Here is a 12,142-nt window from a genome sequence, read left to right on the forward strand (position 1 = left end):
CCCAACCGTCGCGATTTTCTCTACGTAGCCACCGGCATGGCCGCCGTTGTCGGCGCGGGAGCCGTCGCGTGGCCGTTCATCGACCAGATGCGCCCGGACGCCTCGACACTGGCTCTCGCTTCGGTCGAGGTCGACGTCTCCTCGCTGCAGCCTGGCAGCTCGCTGATCGTCAAATGGCGCGGCAAGCCGGTGGTGGTGCGCAACCGCACCGAAAAGGAAATGAAGGACGGCGAGGCCGTCAACCTCGCCGATCTCAAGGACCCGATCGCGCGCAACGCCAACCTGCCGTCCGACGCGCCGGCGACCGACGCCAACCGCACCACGCCCGGCAAGGAAGCCTGGATGGTGATGGTGCAGGTCTGCACCCATCTCGGCTGCATTCCGCTCGGCCAGGAAGGCGATTTCGGCGGCTGGTTCTGCCCGTGCCATGGTTCGCAATACGACACCGCCGGCCGCATCCGCAAAGGCCCGGCGCCGGAGAACATGGCGATCCCGGTATTCAAGTTCATTTCCGATACCAAGATCCTTATCGGTTGAGGCAGGGGATATTTCGATGAGCGAGGGACACTCGACCTATACGCCCAAGACCGGTATCGAGCGCTGGTTCGATGCGCGCATGCCGCTGCCGCGGCTGATCTATGACAGCTTCGTCGCCTATCCGGTGCCGCGCAACCTCAACTACATGTGGACGTTCGGCGGCATCCTGTCGATCATGCTGGTCTCGCAGATCCTGACCGGCATCGTGCTGGCGATGCACTACACGTCCGACACCAATCTCGCCTTCGATTCGGTCGAGAAGATCATGCGCGACGTGAATTCGGGGTGGCTCCTGCGCTATCTCCATTCCAACGGCGCCTCGTTCTTCTTCGTCGCCGTCTACATCCACATCTTCCGCGGCCTGTTCTACGGCTCCTACAAGGCGCCGCGCGAGCTGCTGTGGATTCTCGGCTGCATCATCTACCTTCTGATGATGGCCACCGGCTTCATGGGCTATGTGCTGCCCTGGGGGCAGATGAGCTTCTGGGGCGCCACCGTCATCACCGGCTTCTTCAGCGCCATTCCGCTGGTCGGCAACTGGATCCAGCAGTTGCTGCTCGGCGGCTTCGCGGTCGACGATCCGACGCTGAACCGCTTCTTCGCGCTGCATTACCTGTTGCCGTTCATGATCGCCGGCGTCGTCGTGCTGCATATCTGGGCGCTGCATGTCGTTGGCCAGTCGAACCCGACCGGCATCGAGGTCAAGTCGAAGACCGACACCGTCGCCTTCACGCCCTACGCGACCATCAAGGACGCGTTCGGCATGATCGTGTTCCTGTTCTTCTTCGCCTATTTCGTCTTCTACCTGCCGAATTTTCTCGGCCACCCGGACAACTACACGGTCGCCAATCCGCTGAAGACGCCGGCCCATATCGTTCCGGAATGGTACTTCCTGCCGTTCTACGCGATCCTGCGCGCCATCACCTTCAACATCGGCCCGATCAACTCCAAGCTCGGCGGCGTGCTGTGCATGTTCGGCGCCATCGCCATGCTGTTCCTGGTTCCATGGCTCGACACCTCCAAGGTGCGCTCGGCGGTCTACCGTCCGTGGTACAAGCTGTTCTTCTGGCTGTTCGTCGCCGACGCCATCCTGCTTGGATGGCTGGGCTCGCAGCCGGCGGAAGGCGCTTACGTGTTCATGGCGCAGATGGCGACGCTGTTCTATTTCGCCTTCTTCCTGATCGTCATGCCGGTGCTTGGCCTGATCGAGACGCCGCGCAGGCTGCCGAACTCGATCACCGAAGCGGTGCTGGAAAAGAACAAGGGCGGCAGCGGACATCCGGCAGGCGCGACCGCCGCGCCGGAAACCAAAGGCTGAGGATCTGAGGGGATTTTGGGTATGAAGAAGATTCTCACCTCGCTGGCGCTGCTCGGCCTGGTGGTCGCGGGCACCGCGGCCATCGCCGCAGAAGAGGAACACAACGCGGCGGCCCCGACGCATTTCCCGATCAACGAGCCGAAGGAAATGAGCTGGAGCTTCGCCGGCCCGTTCGGCACCTACGACAAGGCGCAGCTGCAGCGCGGCCTCAAGGTCTATAAGGAAGTCTGCTCGGCCTGCCATTCGATGAACCTGGTGGCCTTCCGCACGCTGGAGGGGCTCGGCTATTCGGAAGCGCAGATCAAGACGCTGGCCGCCGGATACACCATCCATGACGGCCCGAACGATGCCGGCGACATGTTCGACCGTCCCGGCAAGCCGTCGGACCACTTCCCGGCGCCGTTCCCGAACGAGCAGGCTGCGGCTTCCGCCAATGGCGGCGCCGCCCCGCCGGACATGTCGCTGCTCGCCAAGGCGCGCGGCGTCGAGCGCGGCTTCCCGCGCTTCATCTTCGACATCTTCACCCAGTATGCGCAGGGCGGCCCGGATTACATCCACTCGCTGCTCACAGGCTACGACCAGACGCCTCCGGCCGGCATGGTGATCCCGGAAGGCACGCATTACAACCCGTACTTCCTGTCCGGCGTGTCCCTGAAGATGCCGAAGCCGCTCTCGGACGGCCAGGTGACCTATGACGACGGCTCGCCGCAGACTGTCGACCAGTATGCCCGTGACGTCTCGGCGTTCCTGATGTTTGCCGCCGAGCCGCATCTCGAGGACCGCAAGAAGACCGGCTTCCGCGTCATGGTCTTCCTGCTGCTCTTCGGCGCGCTGGTCTACATGACCAAGCGCAGGGTGTGGGCAGACGTCGCGCACTGAGCCGGCCGGCTTCCAGAAAAATGCTCGGGCGCCGAAAGGCGCCCTTTTCTTTTCGGCCGCTTGCCGGCAAAACTGTGCGGCAACGGATCAACCGCTTATGAAATCCTCCCTCGAAGACACGCTGCTTGCGGCCATCCGCACCATTCCGGATTACCCCAAGCCTGGCATCTTGTTTCGCGACATCGCCACGCTGCTTGGCGATGCCCGCGCCTTCCGCCGCGCCATCGACGAACTGGTGCATCCCTATGCCGGGCTGAAGATCGACAAGATCGCCGGCATCGAGGCGCGCGGCTTTATCCTGGGCGGCGCCGTGGCGCACCAGCTTTCCGCCGGCTTCGTGCCGATCCGGAAGAAGGGCAAGCTGCCTTACGAGACGGTGCGCGTCGCCTACAGCCTCGAATACGGCCTGGACGAGATGGAGATGCATAAGGACGGCGTGTCGCCCGGCGAGAAGGTGATCGTGGTCGACGACCTGATCGCCACCGGGGGCACCGCGGAAGCAGCGGTCAGGCTGCTCAGGCAGATCGGCGCCGACATCGTCGCGGCCTGTTTCGTCATCGACCTGCCGGACCTCGGCGGCCGCAAGAAGCTGGAAGCGCTCGGCGTGCCGGTCAGGACGCTGATCGGGTTCGAGGGGCATTGAGGCGCCTCTTCCTTCTCCCCTTGCGGGAGAAGGTGGATCGGCGCGTAGCGCCGAGACGGATGAGGGGTGTTCCAGCGGAGTGAGACGTTGGCTTTCCCTGGAGCACCCCTCATCCGTCGCCTTCGGCGACACCTTCTCCCACAAGGGGAGAAGGAAGAGGCGCTACTCCACCTTCACCAGCACGGCGCTGTCGAATTCGATGACCTTGTCGCCGGTCGAATCGAACCCTTCCGAGCGCAACGTGAGCAGGTTCCAGCCGGGGCGTCGGGCGAGCGGGCGGTGCGCCAGCGCGGTGCGCGTGAAGGTCACGGTCTCGCCCGCATAGACCGGCTTCAGCCATTTCAGATTACGGAAGCCGGGCGAGGGGCCGAATTCGGGCTGCGGGCCGGGGCCGGTCCAGCGCACGCCCTCGGTCTCCATGCGCTTTTCGAGATTGTATTTCATCCAGGTGGCGGCGGTGTGCCAGCCTGAGGCGCAGAGCCCGCCGAGCACGCTCTTCTTCGCCGCCTCTTCATCGACATGGAAGATCTGCGGATCGTATTTCCTGGCGAATGCCTTGATCTCGTCGGCCTCGAATTTGTGCGAGCCGAGCGTGACGGTCTGGCCGATCAGGAAGTATTCGTCCAAAGTCATGATAGGCCTCGTGCGGCATCACGCGCGAGGAACATGCCGGTGTTCTCCAGCTCGAAGACACTCTCGCCGCGCTGGTTGACCAGTTCGCTGCGCATGGTGATCAAGCCGAGTTGGGGCCGCGATTTGGACTGGCGCTTGGACAGGATCGTGACCGTGCCGCGCAAGGTATCGCCGGCCAGAACCGGCTTCTTCCATTTCACATGCTCGATGCCGGGCGACCCTTGAGAGGTCGAATCGAGCAGGAAGGCGTCGCACAGCATGCGCATGAACATCGCGCAGGTGTGCCAGCCCGAAGCCGAAAGGCCGCCGAGGATGCTCGCCTTGCCGGCTTCCTCGGCGAGATGCATCGGCTGGGCATCGAATTCCGAGGCGAATTCGATGATCTCGGCAGCGCTTACAGTCTTGCTGCCGAGGTCGAGCGAGGAGCCCTCGACGAAATCCTCATAGGCCCAGGTCTTTCCGGTCATGCTGGCAATCCGGTTGACGAATGCGTGATCCCCAAATCGGCATTCCCGGATGAAGGTCCAAGGCAATTTGGTCAAGTGATTTCTGGTAAGCCAGCCGTCGCTGGCCGACACTGTCAGAGCCAGCCGCGGCGGCGGAAGTACCAGAAGGGCAGGATGGCCGAGACCACCATCAGGCCGATGGCGAAGGGATAGCCGAACTCCCATTTGAGCTCGGGGATGATGTCGAAATTCATGCCGTAGATCGAGGCGACCAGCGTCGGCGGCAGGAAGATGACCGCGGCGACCGAGAAGATCTTGATGATGGCGTTCTGCTCGATCGAGATCATGCCGAGCGTGGCGTCGAGCAGGAAGGAGATCTTCTGCGACAGGAAGGTGGCATGGTCGGCGAGCGACAGCACGTCGCGCGACAGCGTCTTGATACGGGCGCGCACATCCTTGCTCATCTTGGTCTGGCCCGCGACATGGGCAAGAAAGCCGGCGAGGCGCTGCAGCGAGATCAGGCTGTCGCGGACCGAGGAGGCGAGGTCCTCCTTGCGGCCGATGCCTTTCAGGAGCTCCTGGAAATCGCGGTTGCGCTTCGAAGCCTTGGTCGAGCGCGCCTGGAAAATGTCGCGCGAAATCGCCTCGACCTCCCGGCCGGCGCGCTCGAGGATGTCGGCCAGGCGATCGACGATCGCCTCGAGAAGGCCGATCAGGATGGTGTCGCCGCTGGTGCAGCCGGTCGCCACCTTTTCGGCGCGCAGCGGGAAGGTCTTGAAGGCCTTGGGTTCGTGGTAGCGGATGGTGATCAGCCGATTGCCGGCAAGCGCGAAGGTCACCGGCGACATCAAAGGATCGTCGGCCTCGGTCTGTGCCGGCAGCACGGCGGTCATGAAGTAGCCGCCGTCCTCGACATAGAGGCGGCTCGATATCTCGATCTCCTCCATCTCCTCACGGGTCGGGATGGCTATGCCCAGCCAGCTCTCGATGCGCGCCTCTTCCTCCTTGGTCGGGTTGAAGAGGTCAGCCCAGACGACCCTGTCGCCATCCGCCGCGAGATCCTCGGTGAGACGCAGGCGGTCATTGTCCACGACGAAGGCCTTTATCATCGCCGGGTCTCCGGAAGGATCAGGTGTTGAACTTGAACAGCATGATGTCGCCGTCCTGGACGACATACTCCTTGCCTTCGTCGCGCGCCTTGCCGGCTTCCTTGGCGGCCACTTCACCGCCCAGCGTGACGAAGTCGTTGTAGGAGATGGTCTGGGCGCGGATGAAGCCGCGCTCGAAGTCGGTATGGATGACGCCGGCCGCCTGCGGCGCCTTATCGCCCTTGTGGATCGTCCAGGCGCGCGTCTCCTTCGGCCCGACGGTGAAGTAGGTGATCAGATGCAAGAGCTCGTAGCCGGCGCGGATCACCTTGTTGAGGCCCGGCTCGTCGAGGCCGATCGAGGCTAGGAACTCCATTTCCTCCTCGTCGGAAAGCTGGGCGACCTCCGCCTCGATCGCCGCCGAGATCACCACCGTGCCGGCACCCTGGGCTGCCGCCATCTTCTCCACCGCCCTGGTGTGCTCGTTGCCGGTGGCGGCGTCCGCCTCGGCGACGTTGCAGACATAGAGAACGGGATGCGAGGTGAGCAGGTTCAGCCCCTGCAGGATGCGCAGATCCTCCGCCGCGATGCCGTTGAGCAGGAAGCGCGTCGGCTTGCCGGCCTGCAGCAGTTCGAGCGACGCCTCCATCATCGGCAGGACGGCCATGGCTTCCTTGTCCTTGCCGGCGGCGCGCTTGCGGACCTGGGCGATGCGGCGCTCGAGGCTTTCGAGGTCGGCAAGCATCAGCTCGGTCTCGACCGTCTCGGCGTCGGCGACCGGATCGATGCGACCCTCGACATGGGTGATGTCGTCATCCTCGAAGCAGCGCAGCACATGCACGATCGCGTCGACCTCGCGGATATTGGCAAGGAACTGGTTGCCCAGCCCTTCGCCCTTGGAGGCGCCGCGCACCAGACCAGCGATGTCGACGAAGGAGATGCGGGTCGGGATGATCTCCTTCGACTTGCCGATCGCCGCGATCTTCTGCAGGCGGGGATCCGGCACCGCCACCTCGCCGGTGTTCGGCTCGATGGTGCAGAAAGGATAGTTGGCGGCCTGCGCGGCGGCCGTCCTGGTCAACGCATTGAACAGCGTCGACTTGCCGACGTTGGGCAAGCCAACGATGCCACATTTGAAACCCATGTTCGTCCAGTCCTGTCGGAATTCGATTTTGCTGAGGGCTATGGGCGATAGCGGTGACGAACGTCAAGCCCCAGGCGCCCGTTCGTTCGGCGCTCACTCCTTGCCGAACAGCTTCTTCAGCATGGCGGCCATCGGGCCGCTCTCGGGAAGCTTTGCCGCCGGCTGCTGCGGGCGCGCCTGGCGAACATGGCTTTGCTGCTTCGGCGGTTTGGGCGGCGGGCGGTCGTCATCGCCGGTCGGCACGAGTTTTTCACGCAAGGCGAGCGTGACGCGGTTCATGAAGGAATTGTCGTCGCCCTTGGCGAGCAGAGCCGCATCGTCGGCGATTGCGTCCAGCAGGACATCCAGCCATTCGCGATCGGCCTTGGCGAAATCGCCGAGCACATGGCCGTGCACCATCTCCTTGACGCCGGGGTGGCCGACGCCGATGCGCACCCGGCGATAGGCATTGCCGACATGCTGATCGAGCGAGCGGATGCCGTTATGGCCGCCGGAGCCGCCGCCCACCTTGACCCTGAGCTTGCCGGCGGCAAGGTCGATCTCGTCGTAGAAGACGGTGAGCGCGGACGGCTCGAGCTTGTAGAAGCGCAGCGCTTCGCCCACCGACTGTCCGGAAAGGTTCATGAAGGTCTGCGGCTTGATCAGCAGCACCTTCTCGCCGCCGAGCGTGCCTTCCGAAATCAGGCCCTGGAATTTTCGCGACCAGGGCGAAAAGGAATGGCGGCGGGCAATCGCGTCCGCCGCCATGAAGCCGACATTGTGCCGGTTGTTTTCGTATTTCGCGCCCGGATTGCCGAGGCCTGCAAAGACAAGCATCGCCGCCTCCGGATGCAGAAATAGGTTACTTCTCTTCGGCCGCCGGGGCCGCCGTCTCGGTCGCCGCCACTTCGGTGGTGGCTTCCGTCTCCGGCTTCATGGCCGACGAGCCGGCAATGGTCGCGATGGTGAAGTCGCGATCGGAGATGACCGGCTTGACGCCGGCCGGCAGCTTGACCGCCGAGATGTGGATCGAGTCGCCGATGTCGGTGCCGGTGAGATCGACGGTGATGAATTCCGGGATCGCGTTGGCCGGGCAGTGGAACTCGACTTCGTGGCGAACGATGTTGAGCACGCCGCCGCGCTTGATGCCGGGCGACTTGTCCTCATTGATGAAGTGGACGGGCACGTCGACATTGACCTCGGTGTCCTTGCCGATGCGCAGGAAGTCGACATGGACAGGGAAATCCTTGACCGGGTCGAGCTGGAAATCCTTCGGCAGGACCTGAATCTTCTTGCCGTCGACATCGATTGTGGCGACCGTGGTCAGGAACCCGCCGCCATGGATCTTGTAGAAGATGTCCTTATAGTTCAGCGCAATCGCCAGGGGAGGCTGCTTGTCGCCGTAGATAACTGCAGGCACTTTACCGTTGCGGCGAACTGCACGGGCGGACCCCTTACCGACCTGTTCGCGCGCTTCGGCCTTGAGCTCGTAAGCATCGTGGCTCATGGCATTTCCTTTCGCGTGTTATGGAGCGCTTGCGGCAAGCACGAGGCCAACCGTAAACGTCGAAAGCCGTCGCGGCCTTGCACGATCCGTCCGATGCGTTTGGCGATCCAAATGCGTTGGAATCATGCGAGGCCTGGCCGGCCTTCCTCCGCGTTGCCTCCAAGGGTGTCTACGCGGGTGGCGGCTCTATAGCGGAAGGCGGACGATGGCGCAAGATCAACGGCGGTAGGCCTCGGCGCTGCTCGCCAGGGCTTCAAACGATGCTCGTGCCGGCATCGGCCGGCTTTACCGAGGCGACCATGAAGGACATTCGTAGAATTGGAGAAGGACGCCGTATTGGCGATTTCCCCAGCCGTGCCCAAAGGCCTGTCGGCATCAGCGCTATTTGGCGAGGAAGTCCAGGATCAGCTTGACGGTCGCGTCGGGATTTTCCTCCATGATCCAGTGGCCGGAGCCGGGCACGATGCCGGCCGCCACATTGCTGGCGACGAAACGCAGATCGTCGGCCTGCGCCGCGCCGAAAGACTTCTCCGCACCGACGGCCAGAACCGGCATGGCGACCTTGCCGCCCTTGGCGAGGAATTCCCTGTTGTCCGTGGCGTCCTGGCTGAAGGCGGCGAACTGCTCGAACGCATCGTGCATGGCGTGGGGACGCGCATAAAGCGCGGCATAATGCGCGCGGGTGGCCTCGTCGATCTTCTTGGGATCGCCGGACAACTCGTTCCAGAAGCGGTCGAGATAGATGCGTTCGCGCCCGGCGACCAGACGCTCCATGTCGGGACCGCGGAAATTGAAGTGCCACAACAGCGGCAGGCGGATGATGTTGTCCCAGTCGCCGATGCCGGGCAGCGGCGCGTCGATGACGACCCAGCGGGTGATGCGGTCGCGATACTGTGCGACGAGGGCGTAACCCACCATGTTACCGATGTCGTGTGTGACGAGATCCGCCTTGTCGATCTTCAGATGGTCGAGGATGCCGGCGATATCGAGGGCCTGGTTCTTCTTGGTGTAACCGGTGTCGGGATGCGCCGACAGCCCCATGCCGCGCAGATCGGGCACGATCACGGTGTGATCTTTCATCAGCTTCGCCGCGACAGGCGCCCACATGTCGCCGCTGTCGCCAAAGCCGTGCAGCATGATGACGGCCGGGCCTTGTCCGCCGACGCGGACATGAAGGCTGGTGCCGTTGGTCTCGATCGTCTGTGTCTTGAAGCCGTGAGGGAACGGGACAATCTTCGCCGAAACCGGCAAAGCGGAAAGGAGCAGGCCCAACGCGGCCACGACCATCCTGTACATGCCAATCTCCCGGAACTGGCCGAATTGCTAAAATCTGACGTCGATTGAACGAAGCAGACCTTTTGTCGTGCCGCAAGCGCCCGCGACGGGAATTTTTTCATCCAGCGGGCGAGATCGGTCTCGGCGACATGAGATGTGTGAATGTAGGATCGGGCGGGTTTCAATCGTCCTGGGGCAGACACCCGAAAACGCGTGGGGACGCAAATGAAACTCCTGTTCAGCCGCAATCCAAATCCTCGCCTCGCTGTCGCCACGGCGCGCCATCTCAAGGCAGAGATCGCGTTCGAATACGCATCGCCCACGGCGCCGGGGCAGGCCGAGCACTACCGGGCGCTCAACCCTAATCTGACCTTGCCGATCCTGGTCGGTCCGGGCTGGAGCCTTTGGGAGGCCGATGCCATCGCCTGCCGGCTGTCCCGCGACGTTCGCTCCGATTTCTGGCGTAGCGGGAACGACGAGCCGGACATGATCCGCTGGCTAAGCTGGGGCAAGGAACGGTTCGCCTTCGCGTGCGACATGGTGCATTTCGAGCGCGGGACCAAGCAGCGCTATGGGATCGGTCCCATCGATCAGGCGCTGGTCGAGGAGGGGTTGAGGCAATTCCATAGCGCCGCGGCGATCCTGGAGCCCGAGCTTTCCGGACGCGACTGGCTGGTCGGCAATTCCATCTCCTATGCCGATTTCCGCATGGCGACATTCCTGCCCTTCAACGACGCCGCCCGATTGCCGCTCGACGACTATCCGGCGACACGCCGCTGGTACGGCCGGCTGGAGGCGATCGACGCCTGGCGCGACCCGTTCCAGGGGTTGGAGGCACCGCCGCTGGCGCCGGTGAAGATCGAGGCGTGACCCAGCTTTTGCGCGATTCCGGACGCTAGGCGTCGTCTGCCTGGCCGCCATTCAGCGCGTCGCGCAGCGCCTGGATTTGCCGGTTCAAGGCATCGAGCTCGGCCAACGTCATGCCCGAGCGCTCGATCAGGGTCTCGTTCAGGCAATTGCACTGGACGAGCAGGGCTCGTCCGCTAGGCGTCAGGTCGACCTGCACCTGGCGCTCGTCGGCCTGGCTGCGCTGGCGAGTGACGAGGCCGGCCTGTTCCATTCGCTTCACCAGAGGCGTGATGGTGCTCGATTCCAAAGCGAGCCGGTGTGCGATGCCGCCCACCGACATGCCGTCAGCCTCGCCCAGCGCATTGAGCACGAGATATTGCGGATAGGTGATGCCCATTTCGTCCAGCATCGGTTTGTAGGTACGATTGATTGTCATGCTGGTCGCGTAAAGCGTGAAACAGAGCTGATTGTCCAAGGGAAGAGGCACGGCACGATCCTTTTGCCGACTGAGCAACGATTATGTACCACGGAAAATGTTATCGTGATACATATTTCTATGGACAAGCCGGCTCGATGGCGGTACGCATATCGTTATCGTGATATTATTTATTGCGATAATTACAAAGGAGATGGAGATGACTGAAGCTTCGCAGACCAAGATCGGCAGTGGCACGATCACCACCAAGGACGGCACGCAGATCTTCTACAAGGACTGGGGGACCGGCCAACCGATCGTCTTCCACCATGGCTGGCCACTGAGCAGCGATGACTGGGACGCCCAAATGCTGTTCTTCCTGTCGAAGGGCTACCGCGTCATCGCGCATGACCGGCGTGGACACGGCCGTTCGACCCAGACGGACACCGGCAACGAGATGGACACCTATGCCGCCGATGTAGCGGCGCTCGTGGCGCATCTCGATCTTAAGAACGCGATTCATGTCGGTCATTCGACCGGCGGCGGCGAGGTGGCGCGCTACGTCGCCCAATATGGCGGCGGTGGTCGTGTCGCCAAGGCCGTGCTGATTGGGGCGGTGCCGCCGATCATGCTGAAGAGCGACGCCAATCCAGGCGGCCTGCCGATCGAGGTGTTCGATGGCTTCCGTTCCGCCCAGGCAGCCAACCGCGCCCAGTTCTTCCGCGATGTGCCGGCCGGGCCGTTCTATGGCTTCAACCGTCCGGGCGCGGTGGTCTCGCAAGGCGTTGTCGACAATTGGTGGCGCCAGGGCATGATGGGCGGTACCAAGGCGCATTACGATTGCATCAAGGCCTTCTCGGAAACCGACTTCACCGAGGATTTGAAGAAGATCGACGTGCCAGTGCTGGTCATGCATGGCGACGACGATCAGATCGTCCCGATCGCGGACTCCGCTCTGCTTTCGGTCAAGCTGCTCAAGAAGGGCGAGCTCAAGGTCTACAAGGGCTTCCCGCACGGCATGGCGACGACCCATGCGGATGTCATCAACGCCGACCTGCTGGCCTTCTTCAAGGCTTGAAGCAGGTTGCCAAACACGAAGCACCCGCCAGGCGGCGGGTGCTTCGATCTTCGGAGGCCGTTCGGAGTACCCGGGCAATCAGGCCCTTCGCGCTTCCTTCATATTGGGCAGGAACACCGTCAGCAGACCGAGGAAGGGCAGATACGAGCAGACCTGGAAGACGAAATCGATGCCCTTCACGTCGGCGATGACGCCGAGCACCGCGGCGGCGATGCCGCCTATGCCGAAGGCGAAGCCGAAGAAGATGCCGGCGATCGTGCCGACGCGGCCCGGAACCAGCTCCTGCGCGAACACCACGATGTTGGAGAAGGCCGACGACAGGATCAGGCCGATCAGCACGGTGAGCACCAT

General features: G+C 63.1%; 14 protein-coding genes and 1 pseudogene. 6 read left to right on the forward strand and 9 right to left on the reverse strand.

What is annotated here, in order from left to right; translation table 11 throughout:
- The 4 genes from petA to EOA28_RS10120 form a co-directional block, all read left to right on the forward strand.
- Window positions 1-537: ubiquinol-cytochrome c reductase iron-sulfur subunit (gene petA / locus EOA28_RS10105; RefSeq protein WP_128314864.1), on the forward strand; the 537-nt coding region annotated here is incomplete at its 5' end.
- Window positions 538-553: 16 nt separating this feature from the next.
- Window positions 554-1,855, forward strand: coding sequence for a cytochrome b N-terminal domain-containing protein (locus tag EOA28_RS10110; protein ID WP_127386255.1), 1,302 nt, complete (start codon window positions 554-556; stop codon window positions 1,853-1,855).
- A gap of 21 nt (window positions 1,856-1,876) precedes the next feature.
- On the forward strand, window positions 1,877-2,734 hold the full coding sequence (locus EOA28_RS10115; protein WP_127251087.1) for a cytochrome c1: 858 nt from the start codon (window positions 1,877-1,879) through the stop codon (window positions 2,732-2,734).
- A 97-nt stretch (window positions 2,735-2,831) separates the two neighbouring features.
- Entirely contained in the window at window positions 2,832-3,377 is a 546-nt protein-coding gene (locus EOA28_RS10120; protein WP_127251086.1) for an adenine phosphoribosyltransferase, read from the forward strand.
- 162 nt (window positions 3,378-3,539) lie between these two features.
- Here EOA28_RS10120 and EOA28_RS10125 read toward each other — a convergent pair whose 3' ends face one another.
- From EOA28_RS10125 to EOA28_RS10155, 7 genes are all read right to left on the reverse strand, one after another.
- Window positions 3,540-4,010: a MaoC family dehydratase gene (locus EOA28_RS10125; protein WP_127251085.1), complete on the reverse strand. Its 471-nt coding sequence runs from the start codon at window positions 4,008-4,010 to the stop codon at window positions 3,540-3,542.
- Window positions 4,007-4,477, reverse strand: coding sequence for a MaoC family dehydratase (locus EOA28_RS10130; RefSeq protein ID WP_126081652.1), 471 nt, complete (start codon window positions 4,475-4,477; stop codon window positions 4,007-4,009). Before EOA28_RS10130 ends, EOA28_RS10125 begins: the two co-directional genes overlap by 4 nt.
- A 113-nt stretch (window positions 4,478-4,590) precedes the next feature.
- The gene (gene corA, locus EOA28_RS10135) at window positions 4,591-5,565 is read right to left on the reverse strand and encodes a magnesium/cobalt transporter CorA (protein ID WP_126081653.1); all 975 of its coding nucleotides are present in this window, start codon (window positions 5,563-5,565) and stop codon (window positions 4,591-4,593) included.
- Window positions 5,566-5,584: 19 nt separating this feature from the next.
- Window positions 5,585-6,688 (reverse strand): redox-regulated ATPase YchF, encoded by a 1,104-nt coding sequence (gene ychF / locus EOA28_RS10140; RefSeq protein ID WP_126081654.1) that lies wholly within the window; start codon window positions 6,686-6,688, stop codon window positions 5,585-5,587.
- A 93-nt stretch (window positions 6,689-6,781) separates the two neighbouring features.
- Complete coding sequence (gene pth / locus EOA28_RS10145; RefSeq protein ID WP_127251083.1) at window positions 6,782-7,504, reverse strand: aminoacyl-tRNA hydrolase; 723 nt, start codon at window positions 7,502-7,504, stop codon at window positions 6,782-6,784.
- Window positions 7,505-7,529: 25 nt separating this feature from the next.
- Window positions 7,530-8,174: a 50S ribosomal protein L25/general stress protein Ctc gene (locus tag EOA28_RS10150; RefSeq protein WP_127251082.1), complete on the reverse strand. Its 645-nt coding sequence runs from the start codon at window positions 8,172-8,174 to the stop codon at window positions 7,530-7,532.
- Window positions 8,175-8,555: 381 nt separating this feature from the next.
- Window positions 8,556-9,470: an alpha/beta hydrolase gene (locus EOA28_RS10155; protein WP_127251081.1), complete on the reverse strand. Its 915-nt coding sequence runs from the start codon at window positions 9,468-9,470 to the stop codon at window positions 8,556-8,558.
- Between the two features lie 204 nt (window positions 9,471-9,674).
- Here EOA28_RS10155 and EOA28_RS10160 point away from each other — a divergent pair, with 204 nt between their 5' ends.
- Window positions 9,675-10,319 (forward strand): glutathione S-transferase family protein, encoded by a 645-nt coding sequence (locus tag EOA28_RS10160; protein WP_126081657.1) that lies wholly within the window; start codon window positions 9,675-9,677, stop codon window positions 10,317-10,319.
- Between the two features lie 25 nt (window positions 10,320-10,344).
- Here EOA28_RS10160 and EOA28_RS10165 read toward each other — a convergent pair whose 3' ends face one another.
- Window positions 10,345-10,785, reverse strand: a complete 441-nt coding sequence (locus EOA28_RS10165; RefSeq protein ID WP_126081658.1) for a MarR family transcriptional regulator — start codon at window positions 10,783-10,785, stop codon at window positions 10,345-10,347.
- A 148-nt stretch (window positions 10,786-10,933) separates the two neighbouring features.
- On the opposite strand from EOA28_RS10165, the gene EOA28_RS10170 reads away from it, so the two are divergent.
- Window positions 10,934-11,791, forward strand: a complete 858-nt coding sequence (locus EOA28_RS10170) for an alpha/beta hydrolase (protein ID WP_126081659.1) — start codon at window positions 10,934-10,936, stop codon at window positions 11,789-11,791.
- A 78-nt stretch (window positions 11,792-11,869) separates the two neighbouring features.
- On the opposite strand, the pseudogene EOA28_RS10175 reads toward EOA28_RS10170, so the two are convergent.
- Window positions 11,870-12,142, reverse strand: a pseudogene (locus tag EOA28_RS10175) (MFS transporter); the annotation flags it as partial.

This window comes from Mesorhizobium sp. M2A.F.Ca.ET.067.02.1.1, from assembly GCF_004023285.1.
Classification (GTDB): Bacteria; Pseudomonadota; Alphaproteobacteria; order Rhizobiales; family Rhizobiaceae; genus Mesorhizobium.